The 26,146-nt window shown below is 50.2% G+C and carries 20 protein-coding genes, 1 pseudogene and 1 riboswitch; of the genes and pseudogenes, 12 read left to right on the top strand and 9 right to left on the bottom strand.

Features of this window, described 5'->3' with window-relative positions:
- Positions 1-37: 37 nt before the first annotated feature.
- Positions 38-1,510 (top strand): MFS transporter, encoded by a 1,473-nt coding sequence (locus ACYVIC_RS05090; protein ID WP_460857864.1) that lies wholly within the window; start codon positions 38-40, stop codon positions 1,508-1,510.
- Positions 1,511-1,516: 6 nt separating this feature from the next.
- Here ACYVIC_RS05090 and ACYVIC_RS05085 read toward each other — a convergent pair whose 3' ends face one another.
- Entirely contained in the window at positions 1,517-2,986 is a 1,470-nt protein-coding gene (locus tag ACYVIC_RS05085) for a hypothetical protein (protein WP_460857862.1), read from the bottom strand.
- An 83-nt stretch (positions 2,987-3,069) separates the two neighbouring features.
- The gene (locus ACYVIC_RS05080; protein WP_460857861.1) at positions 3,070-4,065 is read right to left on the bottom strand and encodes an NAD(P)H-quinone oxidoreductase; all 996 of its coding nucleotides are present in this window, start codon (positions 4,063-4,065) and stop codon (positions 3,070-3,072) included.
- Between the two features lie 121 nt (positions 4,066-4,186).
- On the opposite strand from ACYVIC_RS05080, the gene ACYVIC_RS05075 reads away from it, so the two are divergent.
- Both ACYVIC_RS05075 and ACYVIC_RS05070 read left to right on the top strand, forming a co-directional pair.
- Positions 4,187-5,401, top strand: a complete 1,215-nt coding sequence (locus ACYVIC_RS05075) for a class I SAM-dependent rRNA methyltransferase (RefSeq protein ID WP_460857859.1) — start codon at positions 4,187-4,189, stop codon at positions 5,399-5,401.
- Between the two features lie 70 nt (positions 5,402-5,471).
- Entirely contained in the window at positions 5,472-6,041 is a 570-nt protein-coding gene (locus tag ACYVIC_RS05070; protein WP_460857857.1) for a YceI family protein, read from the top strand.
- 60 nt (positions 6,042-6,101) lie between these two features.
- On the opposite strand, the gene ACYVIC_RS05065 is transcribed toward ACYVIC_RS05070, so the two are convergent.
- From ACYVIC_RS05065 to ACYVIC_RS05050, 4 genes are all read right to left on the bottom strand, one after another.
- Positions 6,102-6,401, bottom strand: a complete 300-nt coding sequence (locus ACYVIC_RS05065) for a PilZ domain-containing protein (protein WP_460857855.1) — start codon at positions 6,399-6,401, stop codon at positions 6,102-6,104.
- A 94-nt stretch (positions 6,402-6,495) separates the two neighbouring features.
- Positions 6,496-10,383, bottom strand: a complete 3,888-nt coding sequence (gene hrpA / locus ACYVIC_RS05060; protein WP_460857853.1) for an ATP-dependent RNA helicase HrpA — start codon at positions 10,381-10,383, stop codon at positions 6,496-6,498.
- A 67-nt stretch (positions 10,384-10,450) separates the two neighbouring features.
- Positions 10,451-10,870 carry a CBS domain-containing protein gene (locus ACYVIC_RS05055; protein ID WP_460857850.1) on the bottom strand — a complete coding sequence of 140 codons (420 nt, stop codon included), beginning with the start codon at positions 10,868-10,870 and terminating at the stop codon, positions 10,451-10,453.
- 75 nt (positions 10,871-10,945) lie between these two features.
- Entirely contained in the window at positions 10,946-11,950 is a 1,005-nt protein-coding gene (locus ACYVIC_RS05050) for an isoaspartyl peptidase/L-asparaginase family protein (RefSeq protein ID WP_460857848.1), read from the bottom strand.
- Positions 11,951-12,118: 168 nt separating this feature from the next.
- On the opposite strand from ACYVIC_RS05050, the gene ACYVIC_RS05045 reads away from it, so the two are divergent.
- On the top strand, positions 12,119-13,297 hold the full coding sequence (locus ACYVIC_RS05045; protein WP_460857846.1) for a tetratricopeptide repeat protein: 1,179 nt from the start codon (positions 12,119-12,121) through the stop codon (positions 13,295-13,297).
- On the opposite strand, the gene ACYVIC_RS05040 is transcribed toward ACYVIC_RS05045, so the two are convergent.
- Genes ACYVIC_RS05040 through ACYVIC_RS05030 form a run of 3 tightly spaced genes read right to left on the bottom strand, consistent with a single transcriptional unit; the run spans position 13,290 to position 17,732 of the window.
- A complete protein-coding gene (locus ACYVIC_RS05040) occupies positions 13,290-14,315 on the bottom strand; it encodes a malonyl CoA-ACP transacylase (RefSeq protein WP_460857845.1) in 1,026 nt (341 codons plus the stop codon). The genes ACYVIC_RS05045 and ACYVIC_RS05040 overlap by 8 nt on opposite strands.
- Positions 14,312-16,522, bottom strand: coding sequence for a dehydrogenase E1 component subunit alpha/beta (locus tag ACYVIC_RS05035; RefSeq protein WP_460857843.1), 2,211 nt, complete (start codon positions 16,520-16,522; stop codon positions 14,312-14,314). The genes ACYVIC_RS05040 and ACYVIC_RS05035 overlap by 4 nt, the downstream gene beginning before the upstream one ends.
- Before the next feature lie 28 nt (positions 16,523-16,550).
- Positions 16,551-17,732 carry an acyl-CoA dehydrogenase gene (locus tag ACYVIC_RS05030; protein ID WP_460857841.1) on the bottom strand — a complete coding sequence of 394 codons (1,182 nt, stop codon included), beginning with the start codon at positions 17,730-17,732 and terminating at the stop codon, positions 16,551-16,553.
- A gap of 109 nt (positions 17,733-17,841) precedes the next feature.
- Here ACYVIC_RS05030 and ACYVIC_RS05025 point away from each other — a divergent pair, with 109 nt between their 5' ends.
- The 8 genes and pseudogenes from ACYVIC_RS05025 to ACYVIC_RS04990 all read left to right on the top strand — a co-directional run.
- Positions 17,842-18,681, top strand: a complete 840-nt coding sequence (locus ACYVIC_RS05025; protein ID WP_460857839.1) for a LysR family transcriptional regulator — start codon at positions 17,842-17,844, stop codon at positions 18,679-18,681.
- An 87-nt stretch (positions 18,682-18,768) separates the two neighbouring features.
- Complete coding sequence (gene sbcB / locus ACYVIC_RS05020; protein ID WP_460857837.1) at positions 18,769-20,205, top strand: exodeoxyribonuclease I; 1,437 nt, start codon at positions 18,769-18,771, stop codon at positions 20,203-20,205.
- A 55-nt stretch (positions 20,206-20,260) separates the two neighbouring features.
- Positions 20,261-20,371, top strand: a riboswitch (TPP riboswitch).
- Positions 20,372-20,468: 97 nt separating this feature from the next.
- Positions 20,469-22,220, top strand: a pseudogene (gene thiC, locus ACYVIC_RS05015) (phosphomethylpyrimidine synthase ThiC); the annotation flags it as partial.
- Positions 22,221-22,236: 16 nt separating this feature from the next.
- Complete coding sequence (gene thiE / locus ACYVIC_RS05010; protein WP_460857835.1) at positions 22,237-23,742, top strand: thiamine phosphate synthase; 1,506 nt, start codon at positions 22,237-22,239, stop codon at positions 23,740-23,742.
- Positions 23,726-23,926 carry a sulfur carrier protein ThiS gene (gene thiS / locus ACYVIC_RS05005; protein WP_460857833.1) on the top strand — a complete coding sequence of 67 codons (201 nt, stop codon included), beginning with the start codon at positions 23,726-23,728 and terminating at the stop codon, positions 23,924-23,926. Before thiE ends, thiS begins: the two co-directional genes overlap by 17 nt.
- Positions 23,927-23,928: 2 nt before the next feature.
- A complete protein-coding gene (locus ACYVIC_RS05000) occupies positions 23,929-24,696 on the top strand; it encodes a thiazole synthase (protein ID WP_460857831.1) in 768 nt (255 codons plus the stop codon).
- Positions 24,693-25,805: a 2-iminoacetate synthase ThiH gene (thiH, locus tag ACYVIC_RS04995; RefSeq protein WP_460857830.1), complete on the top strand. Its 1,113-nt coding sequence runs from the start codon at positions 24,693-24,695 to the stop codon at positions 25,803-25,805. Before ACYVIC_RS05000 ends, thiH begins: the two co-directional genes overlap by 4 nt.
- Before the next feature lie 158 nt (positions 25,806-25,963).
- A partial coding sequence (locus ACYVIC_RS04990; RefSeq protein ID WP_460857828.1) for a hypothetical protein occupies positions 25,964-26,146 on the top strand: 183 nt, incomplete at its 3' end.

Genomic DNA, 26,146 nt, shown 5'->3' with positions numbered 1-26,146 from the left:
GGCAGCGTTTGGCTGCCTGTGTTTTTTAAGGCAAAGAATGACCAGTAAAAGCCCTTATCGCAGCTTTAGTGCATTATTTCTTACCACCTTGCTGATGCTGGTGGCCCAGGGTTCGTTATCAACTTACCTTGGGTTATCACTGGCACAACAAAATGTCGATTCAATCTGGATTGGCGCCCTAATGTCCTGTTACTACCTCGGGCTGGTGCTGGGCTCTAAGCTGGGTCATAAAGTCATTGCCCGGGTAGGTCATATCCGCGCCTTTGTCGCCAGCGCTGCTATTGTCAGCACCTGCGCCATGACACACGTCTTAACGTCGCAGTTAGAAGTGTGGCTGGTTATGCGGGTTATTGTGGGCATGGGTATGATGTGCCAGTATATGGTACTGGAGAGCTGGCTGAACGAGCAAACCGAAAGCTCTCAGCGCGGCACGGTGTTTGCTTTTTACATGATCACCTCTTACCTTGGCATGATTGGCGGCCAGTTAATGCTTAGCCAATTTCCCGAGCTTGGCACCTCGCCCCTGCTGATCATCAGCATGTGTTACTCACTGTGTATAGTGCCAATTGCGCTGACTAAACGTATTCACCCGGCACCGCTACAACCGGCGCCACTGCAAATTCTGGCGTTTTGGAAGCTGGTGCCTCAATCGCTTACCGCCATCAGTGTCGCCGGCATGATGGCAGGCTCATTTTATGGATTGGCACCAGCTTATGCCGCCGCCAAAGGCATGAGTACAGAACAGGTTACCTTGTTTATGTCAGTCACTATTCTGGCTGGTTTATTAGCACAGTGGCCGATGGGTAAAATTTCTGACCGTATTCCACGCAGTCGTATTTTGCGCTTTAACGCTGCAGCACTGACCATTCTTACCTTGTTAATCGCCTTGTTGCCGCTAAGCGGTGTTCTGCTGTTGGCCGCAACCTTTTGTTATGGCGTGCTGGCGTTTACGCTGTATCCTATAGCTTCTGCATTTGCCAACCAAAACGTAGAACAAAACGATCGGGTGGCATTATCTGCTACCGTGCTATTAACCTTTGGCTTGGGTGCCTGTTTCGGCCCTTTGCTGGCATCAGCCTTAATGCAACTTATTGGCCCGGCTATGCTGTATGCCTTTATCAGTTGTTGTGCTTTTACGCTGTTTTTACGCTTGTTACGGGTAAATTACACGCAAAAACAAGTAAAACGCATGTTGGACGAGCAACAAAATGCCCAGTTTAAAATGGGCTCCGGCGATTTGGTATCATCGCCTTTGGCGGCAGCACTCGACCCCCGAGTAGATGAAGAAACAGTACTAACACAGATGCGTGACGAAGAGTTTCAGGCAGCAAGACAACAAGTGCCTGCCGGCTACGATGAAGATATCGACTGGGACAAACCTGACGACAGTTTTGACATTGGTGTGCGGCTTGAACCGGCCCACCCAGAGTATACTGACGTCACTGCAGTATATAACAAACACAGTGCAGCGGATAAAGATGCCGATATAGATAACAACAAAACCGGTTAGGCCGGTTTAGTTACTGTGCATTACTACTTTGTTCCACAAATTTTGATTTTTAACCACAGAGAAGTACTCGTCTGGATGCCAGCACTTTGGCAACAGGGCCATATTTTTCCGCTCTTCAAAATTAGACACCAGCTTACTAAGAATTTCTAACAGCCGCTCTTCGCTGATACGCTCCAGCTTTTTACGAGCCGCAGAGTAATACAAGTTGTTTTCTACGCTAACAGTACACCCCATCGCCGACACGTTATAAGTTAAATTACGGGTAACCATACGGCATACCGGCTGGCGGATATCGGCCGGATACAAGCCAGTGACAATGGCGTATTCGTAGCGGTCAAGGTCTTGTCGATCTGAGTCTTTTGGGATGTAGGTCACGCCGTAACCTTGTGGGAATATGCCGGTAATGCTTAGTAATGCGCTAACCGCTACTGCACTGTAAACGCCTTTTTCTACGCCTTTTTCCAGCACCAGCGCCACTTTAGGCAAAGCCTCGTAGCTGTAGTTGCTCTTGGTAGACAGCACTACGGATGTATATATTTGCGGTATTTTTAACAGGTTCCCGATACCGTGTTCTGGCTTTACCGCATTTTTCAGCAAAAACAACACAAAGTTTTGTCGCTCAGATTCCCGTTTTATATGTAAATCACGCTCTTCTCTGGAGTTTCCGGTGTATCTTTCTATCCCCAGGCCCTCAGAAATATATTTTAAACCTTCGCGGTAGCTTATTTGCAACAACGTATTGCGTTCGTCATTTTCCAACACCCGAAACTCGTCAGCCTTGCCATCTGGGCCTTTGAGGATCAACTGTGCATCAGGATAACAACTACCAATATCCTGCATTAAAGCTGCAATCAACAACGGGATCTGCACATCATCCCGAAACGGATCATACTCATCTGTAACAGCTTTCTTGCCTTTGGATGCCATAACCCGCTGTTGCACATAGGCGTTGTTCAGCTCGCCGTCGTTAAGTAGCTTATCCAGCAAACGCAACGATAATACGGCTTTGTACAGATGTTTGCTTTTCTGATTAGCTACTGCGACGTTTCTACCCTCTGTGGGCGACAATAGCTGTATAGTGCCAAGCAACTTGGCAGTCAGCAGATTGGTTTCTTCTAATGATTCTCCCTGGCACAGTTGTAGAATATCCAGACACACACGCTTTAACGCCGCCATACGCACACTGGCTTCATCTGCACGCGCCTGTTGAAAACTCTGTTGTTCGGTTTGAGCTTTTTTCAAATTGCGCTCAACCAATGCCATATCACGCTGGCTAGCTTGTTGTTGGCGGTTTTCAAACAACATTACTTGCTGAGCTAACTCAGTCTTCTGCTCTTGTTGTGCTTGTGATTGCTGAAAATATAGTATCGCCTGCTCATACACCGAATCAGCTGCGGTAGTAAAGTCACAGATACGACTAATTAACGACGATACGGCTTTACTGTATGTTGATTTGCCAATACTTCCTAGTGCCATGCTGAGCAGATATCCTAAAAATGAGTTAGGCAATCAAGGGGGGCGTCATTAGTCTACCCAAGCCTGTTGGTTTTACCGATAATTCAGAATGTTAACACAAGCTTACCAATGGTGGTATTCGTGGCCATTAACTGGTGTGCTTGCTCAGCCTGTTGCCAGCTGAATTGCTGCTGCAATACCGGCCTTATTTGCCGTTGTGCCAAGGATACAGCAAAGGCAGATACAAATGCCTGAGTAAGATTTGCTTTATACCTATTACTACGATTACGCAGTGTCGAGCAGATTAACTGGCCACGACGCTTAAACAATGCGGCCAGATCAAGCTGTGACACTTCACGACCTCCCATCATGGCATAAAGTACTATTTTGCCATCTTGCGCTAACAGCGGTATTTCCCGGCTAATATAATCGCCCGCAACCGGATCCAAAATAATATTAACTCCGTCAGGCCATTGCTGCGCCAACGCTTGCTCAAATGCACAATGTTGGTAGTTTAATAGCACATCAGCGCCCAGCGCACTGCATACCTTGAGCTTTTCATCAGAACTTGCAGTAACGGCAACTTTTGTGCCGAGCGCTTTTGCCAGTTGGATTGACGCAGTGCCCACACCGCTGGCACCAGCATGAATAAGTACATGCTGGCCAACTTGAACATTGCCTATGTTACACAACAGCTGATACGCGGTTAAGAATACCTCTGCAGTAGCACCTGCCTCGGCCATCGAATAACCATTAGGTACCGCCATGGCATGGCCAGCGTGCATCAGCGCGTATTCAGCGTAGCCGCCACCGGGCACTAAACCAAATACGGCTTTACCCAACCAGCTTTTATGCTGTGGGCCTGCGGCCACAACAACACCGGCTGCTTCAAGCCCAAGAATATCACTGTCACCTTGTGGTGGTGGATACAAGCCACGGCGCTGCATTAAATCCGCGCGGTTAATTCCGGCAGCGGCAACTTTGACTAAAAGCTGTTCGACATTTGGCTGTGGCACGGCGCGCTCCTCTACCTGCAACTTGCTGTCTTTACCTGGATCAGTTACCACTATTGCTTGCATCATGGTCGGAATAGTTGCCACGGTTTGCTCCTTATGAAATGGCGATCCAGCACAAATTATATAAAGGCATAAATTCTGCTTTAGCTTTGTGCAGTGCTTCTCTACAATGCGGCCTTTAGTCTAGCACAGTGTGAAAATACCCATGAACCAGCCTGATATCAATCAATCTTTGCCTACGCTTACGCTGCAGGACAGCCGTGAAAAATCGTTGAAACGGCGCCACCCCTGGGTATTCTCTAAAGCAGTAAAGCATGTCAGCGGCAAACCATCAAATGGTCAGACAGTGTCAGTCCAGAGCAGCAAAGGCGAGTGGTTATGTTATGCAGCTTACTCTGGAGAATCACAAATTCGTGCCCGCGCCTGGAGTTTTGACAACAATGAACAAGTTGATGCCGAATTTTTTCAACGCCGCATTGCGCGCGCCTGGCAGCTGCGTACTGAGATGTTTGATCTTGAGCAAACCACAGGTCTGCGGGTAGTTGCGGCAGAGTCTGATGGCTTGCCAGGCGTGACTATTGATAAGTACGACACTATTCTGGTGTGCCAATTACTGTCTGCCGGTGCCGATAGCTGGCGTACTGAAATCGTAAGTGCATTGATCGCGTTGTTCCCTGAGCACAGTATTTACGAGCGCTCAGATGTCGATGTGCGTAAAAAAGAGGGCTTAAAGCCGGTAACAGGCTGGCTACACCTGCCACGCGAGCACGGTGAAGTGATTATAAAAGAGCATGGCATGTCGCTACTGGTTGATGTGATACAAGGCCATAAAACCGGCTTTTATCTGGACCAACGCGCCAGCCGTGCTGCAGCCAAACGTTATGCCAAAGCTAAAACCGTGCTGAATTGCTTTAGTTACACCGGCACCTTTGGTGTCGCCGCATTGCAGGGAGGCGCCACATCAGTGACTAACGCTGACTTGTCAGAACTGGCGCTGAGTACCGCACTGAAAAATGCTGAGTTAAACCGACTTGATGTTACTAAGATCGACAACGTCAAATTTGACGTATTCAAACTGCTACGCCAATACCGCGAGCAAGGTAAGCAATTTGATATGGTGATCCTCGACCCGCCAAAATTTGCTGAAAGCAAAGCCCAGCTGATGGGCGCCTGCCGTGGCTACAAAGATATTAATATGGTCGCCATGCAAATAGTAAAACCCGGCGGTTTACTACTAACGTTTTCCTGCTCCGGCTTGATGGAAGACAGCCTGTTTCAAAAAATTGTCGCCGACGCTGCACTGGATGCTAAACGGGATTGTTTATTTGTCGAAAAGTTAAGTCAAGACAGCGATCATCCGATAGCCAGCTTTTACCCTGAGGGCAGTTACCTGAAAGGTTTGGTGTGCAAAATTTACTAAAGGCTTAACTTTGGCCCCTGCTTCGCCTTAGGGTATGCTAAGGCTAGTTGGTAACTAACGGAGAAATAACGTGAAAGTATTTGCTTTAGCACTGGCCTTAACCAGCACGCTGACATCTGCTGCTAATTGGCAGTTAGATAATAGCCAGTCAAGTTTGCATTTTGTGTCAGTAAAAAATGATGTGGTGGCTGAAACCCATCAGTTTAAGCAGTTATCCGGCAGCTGGGACGGCAACAACGCCGTTATCAGCATTGCTGTTAACAGCCTGGAAACCAATATTCCCATTCGCAACGAGCGTATTTGGCAATACGTGCTGCAAGCAGAGAAATTCTCGGCAATTAGCGTAAAAGCTACTCTGGCAGAGACAGAAACGGCAAAACTGGCAACAGGTCAGTCAGTAATAAAGACATTGCCGCTTAACGTGACTATTGGTGCCGAGACATCAGAACTAAGCGCTGCGGTACGTCTGACTAAACTGAGCGACACCACTATCGCAGCCAGCAGCGAGACACCGTTAATGTTAAACACTAACAGCTACAAACTCGGCGCCGGTGTTGCTAAGTTACAGGAATTAGCCGGCTTAACACGCATCGATCCTTTGCTGCCGGTTAGCTTTAGCGTGCAATTTACTCAGCAATAACTGCAATTGAGCATCGCTACAGATAAAAAAAGCAGCCGAAGCTGCTTTTTTTCTGTTTATCTAATTTAGCTCCATAAAGGCTAAACCCAACTGATAGATCTCTTCACTTTCCTGGGTGCAGCGCATTACTTTAGCGCTGGCATCCAGCGGCGGCACACTGGCATTGGCAGAGTCCAGCCTTACGCGGATCAACGTGCCCATCTCCAACGGCTCGTCTACTTCAATCGACATGCCCGTTGCACTTAAGTCGCGGCATATACCATCTATTGTACGCCCGGCTTCAGGATCGTTAATCATCAGCTTTACATCTGCGTTAACCATCATCCTGAAATAGTGCCGGTTATCTCCTTTTGTTAACATAACGCCTCCCCCAGCTACATCAGCGTTTAGTTATAGAACTTTCCGCTGTTGCTGTAAAGCCTGCAATAAGCTGTCAGGCAGGTTTTAACCGCTTCTACGTTTTAATTTCCTGTACCGCATGTAAAACTCGTTTAACCGATATCGGATACGGAGTGCCCAGTTGCTGCGCATGTAACGATACTTTCAGTTCCTGCAACATCCAATAAATCGCCTGTACCGGCTCTGGCAGCACTTTAGCACCAGCAAACTTACCCAACAGGTTGTTATAAGCGTCAAAGGCTTTTTGATACTCGTGCATCAATAAGCGATCACGCTGCGGGTCAACCGGCAGCTTTTCCAGCCGCTTTTGCATCGCCTGCAAATAGCGTAGCAAATCATCCAGCCGCGCCGCGCCATGACTGCTGACAAAACCTTTAAATATCAGCTCATTCAGCTGTTGTTTAATGTCACCCTGCGATTGCACATGGGCTAAATCTACTTTGCCTTTTAAACGCTTTTGTATGTCATGACACAGCGTTAAAATTTGTTCTACTTTAAGCGCTATGGCCAGTACCGTATCGCCAAGCTCTGCACGGACTGTTTCTTTTAATGCAATAAATTGCGACTCATTTTGCGGCAAAGCGTCATTTTCAATAAATGCATCAACACCGGCGGCGATGCAGTCATCTATCAACTCTAATACCCGCCCAAACGGGTTAAAATACAGCCCCAGCTTGGCTTTGTTCGGCAACGATTCCTGCAGGTATTTAACCGGCGACGGAATATTCAGCAGTAATAGCCGCCGTAAGCCGCGCCGGGTGCTATCTAATGCCTGCTGCGGGTTATCCAGTAACTTTATCGCTACCGAGTCGCGCTCATCAACCAGAGCCGGAAAGGCCTTAATTTCATAGCCGGCTTGCAACTTAACGTATTCGCGCGGCAAGGTGCCAAAGCTCCACAGCGTTAAACTGTCCTGCTCTATACCCTGCTCTGCAACCTCACTTAAACTTTGCTGCACTTCGCCCTGCAGCCCTTGTTTGAGCACGCTGAGCGAGCGGCCCTGGCGCAACGTTGTGCCTTTATCATCCACTACTTTAAAATTCATTTTTAAATGCAGCGCCAGACTGGTTAAATCCCAGGCGTCTTCAGGAATAGTAACGCCAGACATCCGCTTTAATCGCTGCGTGATGACATCAATCAACTTGCCCTCATCCGGGTTCAGAGTTTGCATTAACGCATCAGCATAATTTGGCGCTGGGACAAAATTCCGCCGGTATTGCTTGGGTAAGGATTTTATCAGCGCCACCAGCAGCTCATGGCGCAGCGCCGGGATCAGCCAGTCAAAACCACTGTCGTCCAGCTGGTTTAACAGCGCCAGCGGAATAATAACGCTGACACCATCATCCGGCTCCCCAGGCGCAAAATGGTATTCCAATGGCAGAGTTAAATTGCCCTGGCGCCAGCTTTCGGGGAATTTATCGGCGGTAATATCGCTGGCATCGCGATTTAGCAAGCTGTTGGGGTCAAAATTCAGAAAGGCCGCATCTTCGCTGCGCTTTTTCTTCCACCACTTGGCAAAATCAATGCGGTTGTTAGCCCATTGCGGTACCCGCTCGCTGTAAAATGCCGCCAGCGTATCTTCATCCACCAGAATATCGCGCCGGCGTGACTTTTCTTCCAGCGCGGTAACATCGTCAATTAAACGCTGGTTGTACTGCAAAAAGCTGTCGTTAGTGCCCAGCTCCTGATTAACCAGCGCGTCGCGGACAAACAGCGTATGACACACTGCCGGGTCTATCTTGCTGTACAGCACAGCGCGCTTGGGCACGATAACTAAGCCGTACAAACTGACTTGCTCGTAAGCGATAACGGCGCCGCGCTTTTTCTCCCAATGCGGCTCGCTGTAGCTACGCGTAAGCAAATGCTCCGCCAGCGGCTCTATCCATTCCGGCTCTATCCTGGCTAAGGTGCGGGCGTAAAGTTTACTGGTTTCTACCCACTCAGCGGCGGCTACCCATTTGGGTTTGCGTTTAAATAAATGGCTGCCGGGAAACACGTAAAAGCGTGTTTGGCGCGGGCCTAAATAATCCGCTTCAGTGTCTTTAAAGCCAACCTGGCCAAGCAAACCGCTTAATACCGCCTGATGAATGGCCTGGTAACCCGCCGTTTGTGGGTTAAGCGCATAACCCTGCTCCTGCATCAGCTGGGTAAGCTGACCGGTAAGGTCCTGCCATTCGCGTACACGCAGGTAGTTTAAAAATTCCTGCCGGCACAGACGGCGAAACTGGTTATTACTTAACTGCTCTTGTTGCTCTTGTAAGTACTGCCACAGTTTTAGCCAACTGGCAAAGTCGGAATCCGGATCAGCAAAACGAGCATGACACTGATCGGCTTTTTGTTGTTTATCTAACGGCCGCTCACGCGGGTCCTGAATCGATAATGCCGCAGAGAGCACCAGCAGCTCATTTAAGCCGCCGTTATCAGCAGCAAACACTACCATCCGCGCCAAACGCGGATCGATAGGTAAACGCGCCAGCTTTTTGCCCAGCTCTGTTAGTTTAATGCCGGCTTTATCGCGCTTTAGCGGGATGGCGCCGAGCTCTTCGAGCAGTTTAATACCGTCGTTAACAAAGCGGCTGTCTGGCTTTTGTAAAAATGGAAAGGCTTCAATATCACCCAGCCCCAGCGCCAGCATTTGCATAATCACCGAGGCCAAATTGGTGCGCAGTATTTCCGGATCGGTAAATTCAGGCCGGCCGTTAAAGTCATCTTCGCTGTACAAGCGGATACAAATACCGGCGGCAACTCGGCCACAACGGCCTTTACGCTGATTAGCACTGGCCTGGCTGATAGCCTCTATCGGCAGTTGCTGCACCTTTGAGCGGTAACTGTATCGCGATAAGCGCGCTGTGCCGGGGTCGATAACATAGCGGATACCGGGCACCGTTAACGAGGTTTCGGCCACGTTGGTGGCCAGTACGATACGCCGGCCGGCATGGCTTTGAAAAATACGGTTTTGTTCAGCCGCACTTAAGCGGGCATACAGCGGCAATACCTCGGTGTGCGGCAGTTTGAGCTTTTCCAGGGCATCAGCGGTATCGCGAATTTCACGCTCACCGTTTAAAAAAATTAAAATATCGCCTGGCGGCTCACGGTACAGCTCGTCTACCGCATCAAAAATGCCCTGTAACTGGTCGGCATCTTTATCGTCTTGCTCGCTTACCGGCCGGTAACGGGTTTCAACCGGAAACGTGCGACCGGATACCTCAATCACCGGGGCATTGAAAAAGTGTTTGGAGAAGCGCTGCGGATCGATGGTTGCCGAGGTAATAATCAGCTTTAAATCCGGCCGTTTTGGAAGTAACTGCTTTAAATAGCCGAGCAAAAAATCGATATTAAGGCTGCGCTCGTGCGCTTCGTCAATAATCAGTGTGTCGTACTGGTTTAAAAACCGGTCTTGTTGAATTTCTGCCAGCAAAATACCGTCGGTCATCAGCTTAACAAAGGTATTGTCGCTGGTGTGATCGCCAAAGCGTATTTTATAGCCGACCTGGTTACCGACCTGACATTGCAGCTCTTCTGCTATACGGTCACAGACACTGCGCGCAGCCAAACGCCGTGGCTGGGTGTGGCCTATCATGCCGGCCACACCGCGGCCCAGCTCAAGACAGATTTTCGGAATTTGCGTGGTTTTACCTGAACCGGTTTCACCGGCGATAATCACCACCTGATTAGCGGCAATCGCAGCTTTGATATCGTCCTTTTTTTCTGATACCGGCAGTTGTGGCGGATAGCTTACCTTGGGCAATGCTTGCGCCCGGGCACTGCGTAACGCCTCTGAGCGGGCGATATCGGCGGCTATGCGCTGTAATTGCGTGGCTTTAGCTTCTTCTGCCATATTTTTGCAGTTATGCAAGCGCCGGCGCAAGCGAAACTGGTCTTTTAACAGACAGTGCGCAACACGGGAAATCAGATAGGGTACAGAAATAACAGCTTCAGACAAAACAACGCCCTCGTTAACAGAGGGCGCCATGCTACCAAGAGCGGCAGGTAAAAATCCAGCGCTAACGCTAACCTACTTTACCGTAATGTGAATGTAGTTCTTTATCGATAGCGCCCAGCACGTCAGAGCGGGTAATAATACCCAGTAGATAGCCGTCGTCATCAACCACCGGATAAAGCTTTGGCTTAGCTTTTAACATTATTTGCGCCAGGTCGATAACACCATCATAGTCTTTTACCGTTAACACCGCCGGATTCATTACATCAGCGACGCGTGACGCTTGCTGATCATGATAGGTCGACATCAACATGCGTTGTAAACAATCTTGCTCGGATATAAAACCGACTATTTTTTTATGTTCATCTATTACCGGACCACCAGTTTGGCGGCCTTTAATCAGGCGATCAACAGCCATTTCAACCGGCATATCAACGGTAAAAGTGACCGGATGCCTGTTCATATAATCTGCCACTTTGAGTAAATCCATGCTTCCCCCTGCACTGTGTTACTGAGCTTCAGGCTCCTGTTAAGGTTAGCCGAATTTAGCCACTTTGCTGCAAAATCAGTTGCTACCGGCAAAGATTTCGCTTAGCACTTCACCGCCTTCGGCTTTTAGTGCACGGTACATGCCTTCGGTGTTAAAGGTCCAGCTAAGCTGGCCTTTGTTATCAACCACGATAACACCACCGTCGCCCCCTACTTGCTTTAACTCAGCCAGCACTTGTTTGGCAGCCGCTGCTGCAGATATTTTCTGATATTTAGCCCTGGCACAGATATCGCTGGCAACCTGATAACGAATAAAAAACTCACCGTGGCCGGTGGCCGACACTGCACAGCTGCTATTATCGGCAAAATTACCAGCACCAATAATAGGTGCATCGCCAATCCGCCCATACCGCTTGGCGGTCATACCGCCGGTAGAGGTTGCTGCAGCCAGGTTCCCTTTGCGGTCTATTGCTACCGCACCAACGGTACCCATTTTCCAGGCCGGGTCGTACGGCACTGCCGCCTGATGTGGCTGCGGCGCTATGGCTTGTTTCGCCCGCTTTAAAGCCTCGTAGCGAAACTCTGTATTAAAATAGCTGTTATCTACCAGTTCCAACTGTTGCTCTTTAGCAAACTGCTCTGCGCCTGTGCCGGACAGCATCACATGGACCGACTTCTCCATTACCGCCCGTGCCAGCAAAATCGGATTTTTAACGTTGGTTACGCCGGCTACCGCACCGGCACTGCGGTTACGGCCATCCATAATAGAAGCGTCCAGCTCATGGTTTTCGTCAAAGGTGTATACCGCCCCTTTGCCAGCGTTAAATAGCGGCGAGTCTTCCAATATCGTTACCGCCGCGGTGACAGCGTCTAAACTGCTGCCACCGCGTTCCAGCACGCTATAGCCCTGATTTACCGCATGCGTCAGTATGGCATGGTAAGCCTGCTCTTGTGCTGCGGTCATACTGTCTTTACTAATAGTACCCGCGCCACCGTGCAGCACAATGCCGATTGGAGTTTTGGCGGCAGCAGCCGCAGAAAAAGTAAGTAGCACAGCAGCGAATAATAATAGTGTTTTCATTGTAATTTCCCGTGCAGATTGATGTTTCTTTGTACTTGATTTATTAAAAAATCACAACCGCTTGTCACTTGCCTTCCCTCTCTGTAACCATAATTTTGCTATTACTGGACAAAGATAGTTTGCTGAGTTTGCGCTATAGTGAACTTATCGCAGTCGTGGAGCTCAGCGATGAAAACATACATAAGCCTGTTTATTAGCTTTTTGGCGTTAACCGCCTGTCAGTCTGTACCAAAATCAGAATTAAGCTACGATTATCAGTCTCTGCTAATCGCCAATTCAGCTTTTGCCGGTGACATATCCGAGGTTGAAACTGAACAGCAAATTTATGCGCTGCCCAAGCACGTGCTTTCAGAACTGCAACGCATCCTGAATACAACCAACGGCATTTCTGAACGCTCTAAGGTACTGCTAAAGTACATATTCTCGTTTGCTCATGATGAATTGATATACGACAACAGCGCCACGAAAACAGCAAGCGAAACGCTGGCTATTGGCAAAGCAAACTGTCTGAGTCTGTCGATACTGGCATATAGCATGGCTAAGGAAGTGGGGTTAAAAGCCGTGTTTCAGGATGTTGCCATTCCCGAATACTGGACCAGCGAGCAAAACACCACCTGGCTAAACGGTCATGTTAATTTACGTATCGTACAAAACTCCTTACCGGAAAATCATTCTGGCGTAATCTTGTTTGGTCGCGATGTCGTTGTAGATTTTGATCCCGCCATACTAAAACAACGCTTCTCTACCACCCAACTTAACAGACAGCGGGTAACCGCAATGTTTTACAACAACAAGGCGGCAGAGGAATTGAATCGTTTTCAGGACGCACAGGCATACCAATACTACCTGGCCGCCATTAAAATAGATCCGAACTTTGCAGTGACCTGGGCTAATCTGGGGGTACTGTACCGAAGGTACGGCTTGGAGCAGCAAGCAGAACAAGTTTATAAACACAGTTTAAAACTGGATCCCAGTTCAATTAATACCATGTCGAATCTGGCGTATTTGTATAGCAAGTCACAGCGACAAGACGAAGCTGCGGCACTGATGCAGCATGTGGATCAGGCACGCAAGAATAACCCATACTATTATCTGATGTTGGGTAATGAAGCGTTAAGACGCAGTGATGCTAACGAAGCCATATCCCAATATCAGCATGCTGTGCGCCTGGATAAAAACAATCATGAAGCTTACTTTGGCTTGGCCAAAGCCTATTTTCAACTTAATGACAATGTGCAGGCTGAACGTTATCTGCAACGGGCAAAGCGCACTGCGCCGTCAAGCGAGGATAAAGATCAATATCAGCGCAAACTGTCCAGTTTGCTGCAACTAGCCAGAGTTAACTAGGCCTGACAAGTTGCCGTTGCTCTGGCATAGCCATACTCAGCAAATAAGGCACAGCGCTTTGCTGCGCTGCCACAAAGTCCTGTTTTGATTTAAGCCCATGCCAGCCTATTTGAATTAGGCTTTGCGCCACCGCACCGCCTAACCCAGCCCCAGGCCCAAGTAGGATAATATGCTCAGGCGCAAATTCTTTTACGGCGACCTGCAGCGCTTTACTAAAATCATAGCTGTGACATACCTGATGTTGCAGTGTATAACGCTGCAACGCGGCTAAATCACTGCCAAAATTCGGCCAAATCTGGCCGCGGCCGTCAATCAGCGGCAATTGCGGCTGGTTAAACCGCGCGGCCGGCCAAAGCGACAATGCTTTATCTGACGCCGCCTGCATAAAGCCGGTATGAAATGCTGCGTGGCCCGGCAGTAACAGCGGAAAACGTTCATCACAGGGCGGTAGTGCTGCCATCGCCGCTTTGACCGCCGCTTCGCTGCCTGCCAGCACGGCATAGCCACCATAAACGATAGACATAAACAGCTGATCTTTATGCAGTGCTAATTGTTGTTGCACCAAAGCGCAGCGCTGCGTATCTGTTTGCCAGTTATCATCAATAACCGGGTAAATAAACTGCGCACCTGTGCCATCTGCAGTTAATTGCGCCATATCAGTGACCAGCTGCATACCGCTATCCGGCGCCAGCACTCCGGCACAGCCCAGCGCGGTATACCAGCCCATCGAATTGCCGGTAACGGCTACCACCTCAAACTGTTCGGAGTTAACGCTATGATAATCTGCTACTCCGGCGGCAAAAATCAGCGCCGCGGCGTTTTCGGCTTTCAAGTGCGTGCTGCGGCTAAATACCGGCTGTTGATCCAGCTCGCTTACAGTAGTTAAACCGGCAGCGGAGCGCACCGCATCAAACTGCGCCAGCAATGCCTTGTCAGCACAGTTGTTACTGATATAGCCCAGCTCTGCTTTGTTGTAAGTGCCGCGGCCCGGACAAACCACCAATGCCGTTTTTTTCATAACATCACCTGTTCAGTGTTCACGCTTAGCATCGTTAACGCTTGTTGCACTATCTGCTGTTTTGATGGCAATACCGCATATGCAGCAGCGCCCAGCGGGATAAAGCTATCTTCAGCACATAAGCGCTGCACGCTGAAATGGCCGGGTTTAGCCTCATGCAAAGCAGTAAACAGCTCTTCACTAAGTGAACCACGCCGACGGCATTCATCGACAATCAGTACCTTACGACAGCCTTTTAAGGCGTTAATAATCTGGGAAGTATGCAGTGGCACCAGGGTACGTAAATCCAGTACGCGAATACGATAACCTTGTGCTGCCAGCTCTTGTTCAGCCTGACGGCTTAAGTAATAACCATTGCCGTAGCTGATAATCGCCAGTTCATCGCCATCGCCGTATACTGCGGGCGCACCGAGCTCGGGCAATGGCGTGTCCGGTAACGGATAGTCGCTTAGCCACAAGCCATCGCCGGCAGTGACCAGATCGCGGGTCATATACAGCGCAATAGGCTCAAGGAAGATAACCAAACGCTTTTGCTGATGCGCCAGTTGCACCGCCTGACGCAGCAACAAGGCAGCGTCATAGCCGTTTGACGGGCAAAATAAAATTATGCCCGGAATATCGCGAAACACCGCAAAGGAGTTGTCATTATGAAAATGCCCACCAAAGCCGCGCTGGTAGGCCAGACCGGCGATGCGAATGACCATCGCATTGTGGTACTGGCCGTTGGAGAAAAACGGCAAGGTGGCCGCTTCACCGCGAATTTGATCTTCGGCATTGTGCACATAAGCCAGAAACTGAATTTCCGGTATTGAAATAAAACCCTGCTGCGACAGGCCAATCGCCATACCCAGTATGCTTTGCTCATCCAGCAAGGTATTAATCACCCGGTTGCTGCCAAAGGCATGCACCAAATGTTGGGTAACACCATAAACGCCGCCTTTTTTGCCGACATCTTCGCCGAAAACAACGGTGTTATTGTACTGCGCCAGCACATCGTGCAATGCCCAGTTCAGTAGTTTTGCCAGGTGCTGCTTCTTACCCATATTATGCTGGTCAAAAGCAAACAATTGCTGCCGTGCTGTGCTATCGGGCAGCGTTGGCAGCGGCAAGGCCGCACGCTGCGGCGCGATAGACGCCATAACCTGCGCTGCAGTGGTTAGCTTAGGCTGGTCACTGGCAATGGCTGCTACGCGGCCAATTTGTGCAACCAGTGCATTGAACTGCGCCAATAACTTTTCTGCGGTAATGTCGCCACTGGCAAGCAATGCGGCCGTACTGCTAAGCAAGGGGTCCAGCTCCAACTCGGCTTCAATTTGCGCTTTGGTGCGATATGCCGCTTCCGCATCAGCGCCGGCATGGCCAAACAGCCGTACGGTAGATAAATGCAGTACAGCAGGTTTACGTTTGCTGCGCACGTAATCAGCGGCACGGCGGGCAATATGATAGGTTTGCGCCAGATCGCGACTGTCGGCGGCAAAATACTTTAGCGCCGGACGGTCGGCTAAATCCTGCTCTATCCAACCGCTGGGTGTCGGGGTAGAAATACCCAAGCCATTGTCTTCGCAGACAAACAGCACCGGCAGCGGCACCTGCTGGTACGCTGCCCAGCAGGTCGAGTTAATGGCGCCCTGAGCGGTAGAATGATTGGCCGAGGCATCGCCAAAGCTGCACAGCACTATCGCATCCTGCGGCCACTGGCCTCCGACCCCAAGACGTTTGCTTAAGTCGACAGCAAAAGCCGCGCCCACTGCTTTGGGTAACTGTGACGCTATGGTGCTGGTTTGCGGCGGAATATTCAGCGCCAGGCTGCCCAGTACCTTGTGGCGGCCACCGGAGATGGGGTCGTCACTGCTGGCACAAAACGACAGCAACATATCGTATAACGGTGTGCTGCCGGGCAACTGCTTGCTGCGTTCTATAAAAAACGCGCCGCTGCGGTAATGCAAAAATGCCGGATCGGTTAGCCTCAGTGCAGCAGCGACAGCCGCGTTACCCTCGTGGCCGGCACTACCGATGGTATAAAAACTCTGGCCTTTGGCTTGCAGCAAACGCGATTGTAAATCCAGCAGACGGCTGCATAACTGGCTGTGCCATAACTGATATAAGGTACTGAATTCAATACTATGACTACTGCTGTGCGGCGGTAGTTTGCCGCTTTTTAAGCGCTCACGGTATTCATTAACCCAGGGATGTACGGCTTCTGACATAAGGCTTACTCCGCTGCAACTGCCTGGCTTAAACGCCGCTAAACGCCTGTAAACCGGTTTGTGCCCGGCCTAAAATCAGCGCATGCACATCATGTGTACCCTCGTAGGTGTTTACCGCTTCCAGGTTCATCACATGGCGGATAACATGGTACTCGTCAGCAATACCGTTGCCACCATGCATATCGCGGGCAACCCGGGCGATATCCAGCGCTTTGCCACAGGAGTTGCGTTTAATTAACGAAATAGTTTCCGGCGCCAGCAAATTCTGATCCATCAAACGGCCTGCTTGTAAGCAAGACAGTAAACCTATGCTGATCTCAGTTTGCATATCGGCCAGTTTTTTCTGGATCAGCTGGTTTGCCGCCAAGGGCCGGCCAAACTGGTGGCGGTCCAGAGTGTACTGCCGGGCGGCATGCCAGCAAAACTCCGCTGCACCCAGCGCGCCCCAGGCGATGCCGTAGCGAGCTTTATTTAAGCAGCCAAACGGGCCTTTTAAACCGCTGACATTGGGCAACAACGCATCCTCGCCCACTTCGACGTTATCCATCACAATTTCGCCGGTAACAGAGGCCCGCAGAGAAAACTTGCCCTCTATTTTGGGTGCTGATAAGCCTTTCATGCCCTTTTCCAGCACAAAGCCGCGGATGTCACCGTCTAATTTGGCCCACACCACAAACACATCAGCAATTGGCGAGTTGGTGATCCACATTTTGCTGCCGTTTAACAGATAACCGCCGGCGGTCTTTTTCGCCGTGGTGCGCATCCCTGCAGGGTCTGAACCGGCATCCGGCTCGGTTAAACCAAAACAGCCAACCCACTCGCCAGTTGCCAGTTTGGGCAAATACTTCAGCCGCTGCGCTTCGCTGCCGTATTCATGAATAGGATGCATCACCAGCGAGGATTGCACGCTCATCGCGCTGCGATAACCGCTATCTACCCGTTCTACCTCACGAGCTATCAGGCCATAACAAACGTAGTTAACAGCAGAGCAGCCATACTTTTCCGGTAAGGTTGCGCCCAGCAGGCCCAACCCGCCAAGTTCTGTCATTATTTCACGGTGAAAATGCTCTTCGCGGTTCGCCATTAACACCCGCGGCAGCAGTTTTTCCTGACAATACTGCTGCGCCGTGTCGCGGATCATCCGCTCCTCTTCGGTTAACATGTTGCTGAATGCAAACGGGTCCTGCCAATCAAAATGTGCACGTGCCATAGCAAATTCCTCAATAAAACCAGCCAAATATTTTTAGTTATCGCCAGATTAGCCTGCTTTAATGTACAGTTAAAATATAATAATTCTGTATCAGGTATAGTTTATAGCTATGGATATTCGCCAACTAAATTACTTTGTTGCCGTATACGAGCAAGGCAGTGTCAGCGCGGCGGCGCGCCAGTGCTGTGTGGCACAGCCATCGCTATCATCTGCGTTGCGCCAGTTAGAACAGGAGCTGGGCGTCAGTTTATTTACCCGTCTGCCAAAAGGCGTAACCCCAACGGAGGATGGCGACAAACTTTACGGCCATGCCGGCCGCCTGTTGGCGCAATTACAGTCACTTAAAGCCTCGTTTAGCCAACCGGTGGCGCGGGTAAAATTCCGCCTGGGGCTAATTCGGGCTTTAGGCGTTGAACGCATGAGCCAGTTACTGCGCGAGTTTAGTAACAGCCTGCCCGGGCTGGAACTGCATTTGGTTGAACCGGATGAACAGTGCGATGCCCGTATAATAACGCCTCAGCTGTTAAAAGCCGGCGAAGCGTTTCAGCCAATATGGCAGGATAATTATTTACTCGCGATACCACCGGGCTCAACATTAATGCTGCAGGAAAATGTTGTGCTAACTGACTTTGAAAATTTACCACTGATTAAACGCACCCCCTGTGATGCGTGGAATGCGTTATACCCTGAACTGGTACGCCGCGGCATTAAACCCGACTTACGCGCTGATATTCAAACTATCGAATATGCATTAGGGCTGGTGTCTGCCGGTGTTGGCTGTGCACTGGTGCCAGATTTTGACAATATGCAACAACGGAATGACGTTGTTCTGCGCCCGGTGAATGAACTTAAATTAGAACGCACTATAGGTCTGGCCTATCCAAAGAACAGTAATACAGAACCGCTCACTATGTTGCTACAACAATGTCTGCAAGCCGGTAGTCGGTAATTTTACTGCGGTAAAACCATGTATCCCAAGCGCTGCAGCTGCTAAACTGGCGATATGTTGCTATACACCAAATTTGGATAAGCTATTGTGACGACAGCACAAAGCAGTTTTTACTTTCACGACTATGAAACCTGGGGCGCGGATCCCAAGCGTGACCGCCCGGCGCAATTTGCCGGTATTCGCACCGACTTAGACCTTAATATTATCGGCGAGCCCGATGTCTGGTATTGCCAGCTAGCCGATGATTATCTGCCGCATCCTCAAGCCGCCCTGATCACCGGCTTAACACCACAGCTGTGCAACAAAAAAGGCCTGAACGAAACTGACTTTATGCAGCGAATTTTGCAGCAATTCAGTATGCCCAACAGCTGTGTACTGGGCTATAACAACCTGCGCTTTGACGATGAAGTCACCCGCTACAGCCTGTACCGCAATTTTTATGAGCCCTATGGTCGCGAATGGCAAAACGGTAACAGCCGCTGGGACTTAATTGATATGGTACGCGCCTGCTACGCCTTGCGCCCCGAAGGCATTACCTGGCCATTGCGTGAAGATGGCAGCCCGATATTTAAACTGGAGCAACTCACCAAGGCAAATGGCTTAGCACATGAAAACGCTCACGATGCCTTATCTGATGTCTACGCCACTATTGCCATGGCCAAGCTCATTAAACAAAAGCAACCAAAGCTGTTTAGTTACTTATTTGAACTGCGTAAAAAAGCCAAGGTGGCTGAGCTGATTGACGTTGCCGGTATGACACCGCTGGTGCACGTATCGTCAAAGTTTCCTGCCTCGCAGGGCTGCGTTAGCTGGATAGTACCGCTGGCATTTCACCCAACTAATAAAAACGCGGTAATTTGCTATAACTTACAAGCTGATCCGACGCCACTGCTGGAAGACGATATCGCTACCTTACAGCAAAAACTGTACACCAAAACTGCCGATTTAGCCGATGGCGAACAGCGCTTGGGCTTAAAGCTGATCCATTTAAATAAATGCCCGGTGCTGGCACCGGCAAAAACGTTAAGCGAAGAGCGGGCTGCAGAATTTAGCATTGACCGCACACAATGCCTTAAGCACCTCGACTTTCTGCGCCACCACCGCGATACGCAAGCTAAAGCTATAGCACTGTATCAGCAATTGAATGAGTTCCCTGCTGAAACCAACCCGGATTATCAGCTGTATAATGGCTTTATCAGTGACGGCGATAAGCAAAAAATGCAGCAACTGCATCAGCTTTCGCCGGAGCAACTAGCGGTAGATGCACCGGTATTTAGTGACGAGCGCTTAAACAGCCTGCTGTTTTTATACCGGGCCCGTAATTACCCCTACAGCCTGACCGACAGCGAACAGCAAAAGTGGCAGCGCTACCGCACTGATAAGCTAATGCACGGCCTGGATAACCCCAACCTGACGATGGAAGATTTCAGCCTGGCGCTGGAGAATCTGGCGCATGAGCATGCCAGTGACGAACATAAGATGAAAGTTCTGAAGTCGCTGTATGTGTATATTCAGAGTTTATAATAAAACCGGTTGCATTCAGATCTTGAATTTCGTTAGCAATAAGTGAATACTTAGCACCATCTTGTCGGAGTGCCCAGCTGTTTGCAGCGGGCTGAGACCGTGAAAACGGGATCCGTTGAACCTGATCAGGCTAATACCTGCGAAGGGAAACAAGGGGAACTACAGCATTTAACCCAAGCCAAATCCGCCCGGCGGACTGGCTCGGCGTTATCACCTGCCCCCACTCCGGACAAGCAACCTCAACTTGTTAACCGGAGCTTGCTATGTCTGCTACACCTTTGTCAAAACGTGATTTACGCGCCCATGCCCGTGCCTATATTCAGGCGCTGCAAGGCGAAACCTTTCCGGGTTCCAGCCGCCGTTATCTGTTGTGTGAACACAGCGACGTGCAAGTACCGGTGCGGGATATACATCTTAGCCCCAGCCGTATGGCTGACGGCAGCGAGCAAGCTAACCCCAGTTTGCCGGTGTATGACACTTCAGGCCCATACGGCGACCCGGCGCAGCAGTTAGATGTGCTAAAAGGCTTACCAAAGTTGCGGCTGAACTGGATTAAAGCCCGTGGCGATGTAACGCCCTCGCCTGAGTTACCCTTTGCTGATATTGCGCTGGATGAACAAATCACCGAATTTGAGCATCAGCCGCTCAAAGCTAAGCCCGGTAAAAGCGTAACCCAGCTGCATTATGCCCGCGCCGGTATTATTACGCCGGAGATGCATTTTATTGCGCTGAGGGAAAACATGGCCGCCACTGATGATGGTATCAGAAACCATCAGGGCGAAAGTTTCGGTGCTGCTATACCCAGGCAAATCACTGCGGAGTTTGTGCGCCAGGAAGTCGCGGCCGGCCGCGCCATTATTCCGGCCAACATTAATCACCCGGAAGCAGAGCCGATGATTATCGGCCGCAACTTTAAAGTTAAGGTCAATGCCAACATTGGCAACTCGTCAGTCAGCTCCAGTATTGAAGAGGAAGTAGAAAAGCTGGTGTGGGCCACGCGCTGGGGCGCCGATACGGTAATGGACTTGTCCACCGGCCGGCGTATTCATCAAACCCGCGATTGGATCTTACGCAACAGCCCGGTGCCGATTGGCACAGTACCGATTTATCAGGCACTGGAGAAAGTAAACGGTGATGTTAGCCGGCTGAACTGGCAAGTTTTTTACGACACCTTAGTTGAACAAGCCGAACAAGGCGTCGATTACTTTACTATTCATGCCGGGGTACTAAAGGACTATGTCGCACTAACCGCCAATCGGGTTACCGGTATCGTCTCACGTGGCGGCGCTATTATGGCGCAGTGGACCAGGCTGTATAACGAGGAAAGTTTTTTATATCAGCACTTTGAACAAATTTGCCAGCTCTGTGCGGCCTATGATATTTCGCTGTCACTGGGTGACGGCCTGCGCCCGGGTAGCATTGCCGATGCTAACGATGAAGCGCAATTTGCCGAACTGCGTACTTTAGGCGAGCTAACCAAAATTGCCTGGCGCTATGATGTACAGGTAATGATTGAAGGCCCGGGTCATGTGCCGATGCAGCTTATTCAGCAAAATATGACCGAGCAGCTAAAGCATTGTCATGAAGCACCATTTTACACTTTGGGCCCGCTGACAACCGATATTGCACCGGGTTACGATCACATTACCTCCGGCATCGGTGCAGCGATGATTGGCTGGTTTGGCTGCGCCATGCTGTGTTATGTCACGCCGAAAGAGCATTTAGGCCTGCCAAATAAAGAAGATGTAAAGCAAGGCCTGATTGCCTACAAAATTGCCGCCCATGCCGCAGACCTGGCTAAGGGCCATCCGGCCGCGCAGCTTAGAGACAATGCCCTATCCAAGGCGCGTTACGAATTTCGCTGGCAAGATCAGTACAATCTGGCGCTGGACCCGTTTACTGCCAAAGCCTATCACGATGAAACGCTAAGCCATGAAGGTGCCGACAGCGAACAATTCTGCTCGATGTGCGGGCCCAAATTTTGCTCGATGCGGCTTAACCAGCAAATTCAGCAGGAAGAGGCATTAACTGATGCCTGAGCAATTATCTGAAGCCAAACCCATCGTCTGGACCATTGCCAGCTCGGACAGTGGCGGTGGCGCCGGCATTCAGGCCGATTTGCATACCTTTGCTGCTCTTGATTGTCACGGTTGCAGCGTGATTGCGGCCGTAACAGCGCAAAACAGTACTGAGGTAGTGGGCTATGAAGCCGTTAGCCAGGCACTGTTTGTTACCCAGCTGAACTGCTTGTTGCACGATATGCCGCCCCAGGTGATTAAAATCGGCCTGATCCCTGATGCCGGTTTGCTGGAGCAATTAGCCAGCTGGCTGGCTCAGCACAAAGATCAGTATCAATTTATTGTCATTGCCGATCCGGTGTTAAGTAGCAGCACTGGCTATAACTTCGTCCGGCAAAGTACTTTAAGCGTCTGGCGCCATAAGCTGATACCACTGCTGGATCTTATTACCCCTAACTTGCCGGAGTTGGCCCTGCTGAGTCATTTAATGCAGGCTGAGGTTTCATCGCAAGCTGAGCAATTATTGCAATGGGAGGCAAAAGCCGTACTGATAAAAGGTGGGCACAGTAACAGTACAACCGATATCACTGATCATTTTATCAACGCAAGCAGTAGCCTTAAGCTTACACAACCCAGGCTCAGCACAGCGCATAACCATGGCACCGGCTGTGTATTGTCCAGCGCAATAGCTGCAGTTTGCGCTCATGGCTATGATCTTACTGATAGCATTATTATTGGCCGTGCTTATCTGCAACAAGCACTGTGCCATAGCTACGCTACAGGCAAAGGCGCAGGTAGCCTGCAACATCACGGCTGGCCAACAGAGCCGCGCTATTTTCCCAAGCTAACGCAGCCGCAAGATACGTACTACGAAACGCTAAACTTTGCCGCTATCGCCGCCCCTATCGGCTTCTATCCGGTAGTAGACAGCGTGCAATGGCTAAAACGTTTGCTGCCGTTTGAACCGGATGTTATCCAGCTACGCATAAAACATGAGCATGGCACTGCTTTGGAAATTGAACAGCAGATAGCCGAAGCCGTGGCGTTAAGCCGCGATTACAAATTGCGGTTATTTATCAACGACCACTGGCAGCTGGCAATTAAATACGCTGCCTATGGTGTGCATTTAGGCCAGGAAGATTTAACCACGGCAGATTTACCTGCGATAGCAGCAGCCGGTTTACGTCTGGGCATTTCAACCCATAGTTACGCTGAACTATTACGGGCGCGTCAGTTACAGCCGTCTTACATCGCATTGGGGCATATTTTTGCCACGCAAACCAAGCAAATGCCGTCACAGCCACAAGGTTTAACCAGGCTTAAGCGCTACGCCGCCCTCTGTAGCGATACGCCGACCGTCGCCATAGGCGGCATTACTACTGAGCGGCTGGATGCAGTACTGCAATGCGGTGTATCCGGCGTAGCCGTAGTATCAGCGGTTACGGCACAAGCTGAGCCCGAACAGGCATTTTCGCGCTTTAAACATCAAGTGGAGCAACATTATGCACATTATGCTTAACGACACCCCACTACAACTTGCTGCTGTCTGCACCTTAGAACAACTGCTACAGCAACAACACTTAAACACTGAGGGCCTGGCAATAGCGGTGAATAACAGCGTTATTGCTAAACGCCTGTGGCCTGAGTATCAACTGCAAAACCATGATCAGATACAACTATTTCAGATAGTTACCGGAGGCTGAGCATGCTGACAATCGCAGATAAAACCTTTCACAGTCGTCTGCTGCTGGGTAGCGGAAAATTTTCCGCTCCACAGCTGATGCAACAAGCTATACAGGCCAGTGGCAGCCAGCTGGTGACACTTGCCATAAAGCGACTGGAGTTAAATAAACCCCTGGATGATTTACTGACACCGCTACGGGCGATGAAAATTCAGTTGCTGCCAAACACCTCCGGTGCTAAAACAGCGAAAGAAGCCATTTTTGCCGCAGAACTGGCGCGCGAGGCATTACAAACCAACTGGCTGAAACTGGAAATTCACCCCGATCCGCGTTATTTAATGCCGGAGCCGATAGAAACCCTGGCGGCTGCCGAACAGCTGGTTAAACTGGGCTTTGTGATACTGCCGTATTGCAGTGCTGATCCGGTGTTGTGTAAACGGCTGGAGCAAGCCGGCTGCGCCGCTGTAATGCCGCTTGGAGCTGCCATCGGTTCCAATCAGGGCCTGCAAACCCGCGCCATGCTGGAGATTATTATCGAACAAGCAACAGTGCCGGTTATTATCGACGCCGGCCTTGGCGCGCCGTCACACGCGGCGGCCGCTATGGAGCTTGGTGCTGCAGCAGTGTTAATCAATACCGCTATTGCGGCAAGTCAGGATCCGGTAGCAATGGCAGGCGCCTTTGCACAAGCTGTAAGCGCCGGGCACATAGCATATGAAGCCGGCTTAGCAGCTAAACAGGTATATGCAGCAGCTTCAAGCCCGTTGACTGATTTTCTGGCGGCACTATGAGTTTTACACAACACTGGCAACAGCAAGACTGGCAGGAATTACAACTGCAAAGCCGTAATTTCAGCCTTAGTGATGTGCAAGCTGCGATTAACAAACCGCAGCCTGGTATAACAGATTTGCAAGCACTGCTCTCACCGGCAGCGTTACCACTACTGCCTGCGTTGGCAGCCAAAGCACAGCAACTCACCCGACAACGGTTTGGCCATACAGTACAATTTTATGCGCCGCTGTATTTATCCAATCTCTGCGCCAATGAATGCACATACTGCGGCTTTTCACTGAGTCAAAAAGTGAAACGCCGCACCTTAAACTACGGCGAAATAGCACAAGAATGCCGCGCTATTAAAGCACTGGGTATAGATCAGGTGCTGATTGTAACCGGTGAGCACGAGCGTAAAGTAGGTATAGACTATTTCTGTGATGTACTGCCATTAGTTCGCAGATACTTCAGCAGTGTGCAATTAGAAGTACAGCCGCTAAGCTGCATAGAATATGACAAGCTAAAGGCTCTCGGCGTCGATGCGGTAATGCTGTATCAGGAAACCTATAATGCAGCGGCGTATCAACAGTATCATCTAAAGGGTAAAAAGAGTGATATTCACTGGCGGCTGGATGCACCTGACAGAGTGGGTCAAGCCGGTATTGATAAAATAGGTCTTGGTATTTTGCTTGGTCTTAGTGACTGGCGCACGGACGCTATCTTGCTGGCACACCATCTGCGTTACTTACAACAACACTATTGGCAATGCCGTTTTAGCTTATCCGTACCCAGAATACGCCCTTGCAGTGGTGGTAACGAGGTAATAAATCCAATCAGCGATAAAGAACTGATCCAGCTGATTTGCGCTTTTCGCTTGTTTGCACCCGAGCTGGAAATCAGCCTGTCTACACGCGAATCTGCCGTGTTCCGTCAGCACGTGGTACCACTGGCTATCACCAGTGTCAGTGCCGGCTCAAAAACCCAACCAGGTGGTTACAGCGTCGAGCCGGAAAATCTAGAGCAATTCAGCATAGACGATAATCGCTCACCACAACTGGTAGCAAAGTCATTAATACAACGAGGCCTGCAGCCGGTATGGAAAGATTGGGATAGTTTTTTAGGCCGGTAAACGCAGAACGGCCTACCGGTTAGGGTAGGCCTTTTGCTCGAACTGGGAGCCTGCGGGGCTTGGCCCTCCAGCGGTGAAATACATTGCTCGGCGCATCGTGCGCCTCGTCCCTGCGGGACCAGCCGTTGGCTGTCTCACAAAACGGCAGGATAGCCGTTTTGAACAGCTATGCTGCCGCAGGCGAGCGACAAGGATGTTGTGAGTATAAAATGTTCCAGACATTTTTGTCGCATAGCTTTTCGCTCGCTCGGGCAGGTTCACCACCAGGGCAACGCAAAGCAAAAAGCCCGACTCTTTCGAGACGGGCTTGTTTACTTATTGGGAGCCTGGCGGTGAACTAC

It is taken from the genome of Rheinheimera gaetbuli (assembly GCF_054781935.1).
The sequence above is the reverse complement of the archived record's forward strand: the minus strand, read 5'-3'. Positions and strand labels throughout refer to the sequence as shown.

Excerpts from the sequence above, each read along its gene's own strand:
- ACYVIC_RS05090 (WP_460857864.1), top strand. The coding sequence starts at position 38 with ATGACCAGTAAAAGCCCTTATCGCAGCTTTAGTGCATTATTTCTTACC.
- ACYVIC_RS05085 (WP_460857862.1), bottom strand. The coding sequence starts at position 2,986 with ATGGCACTAGGAAGTATTGGCAAATCAACATACAGTAAAGCCGTATCG.
- ACYVIC_RS05075 (WP_460857859.1), top strand. The coding sequence starts at position 4,187 with ATGAACCAGCCTGATATCAATCAATCTTTGCCTACGCTTACGCTGCAG.
- ACYVIC_RS05065 (WP_460857855.1), bottom strand. The coding sequence starts at position 6,401 with ATGTTAACAAAAGGAGATAACCGGCACTATTTCAGGATGATGGTTAAC.
- ACYVIC_RS05055 (WP_460857850.1), bottom strand. The coding sequence starts at position 10,870 with ATGGATTTACTCAAAGTGGCAGATTATATGAACAGGCATCCGGTCACT.
- ACYVIC_RS05050 (WP_460857848.1), bottom strand. The coding sequence starts at position 11,950 with ATGAAAACACTATTATTATTCGCTGCTGTGCTACTTACTTTTTCTGCG.
- ACYVIC_RS05045 (WP_460857846.1), top strand. The coding sequence starts at position 12,119 with ATGAAAACATACATAAGCCTGTTTATTAGCTTTTTGGCGTTAACCGCC.
- ACYVIC_RS05040 (WP_460857845.1), bottom strand. The coding sequence starts at position 14,315 with ATGAAAAAAACGGCATTGGTGGTTTGTCCGGGCCGCGGCACTTACAAC.
- ACYVIC_RS05035 (WP_460857843.1), bottom strand. The coding sequence starts at position 16,522 with ATGTCAGAAGCCGTACATCCCTGGGTTAATGAATACCGTGAGCGCTTA.
- ACYVIC_RS05030 (WP_460857841.1), bottom strand. The coding sequence starts at position 17,732 with ATGGCACGTGCACATTTTGATTGGCAGGACCCGTTTGCATTCAGCAAC.
- ACYVIC_RS05025 (WP_460857839.1), top strand. The coding sequence starts at position 17,842 with ATGGATATTCGCCAACTAAATTACTTTGTTGCCGTATACGAGCAAGGC.
- thiE (WP_460857835.1), top strand. The coding sequence starts at position 22,237 with ATGCCTGAGCAATTATCTGAAGCCAAACCCATCGTCTGGACCATTGCC.
- thiS (WP_460857833.1), top strand. The coding sequence starts at position 23,726 with ATGCACATTATGCTTAACGACACCCCACTACAACTTGCTGCTGTCTGC.
- ACYVIC_RS05000 (WP_460857831.1), top strand. The coding sequence starts at position 23,929 with ATGCTGACAATCGCAGATAAAACCTTTCACAGTCGTCTGCTGCTGGGT.
- thiH (WP_460857830.1), top strand. The coding sequence starts at position 24,693 with ATGAGTTTTACACAACACTGGCAACAGCAAGACTGGCAGGAATTACAA.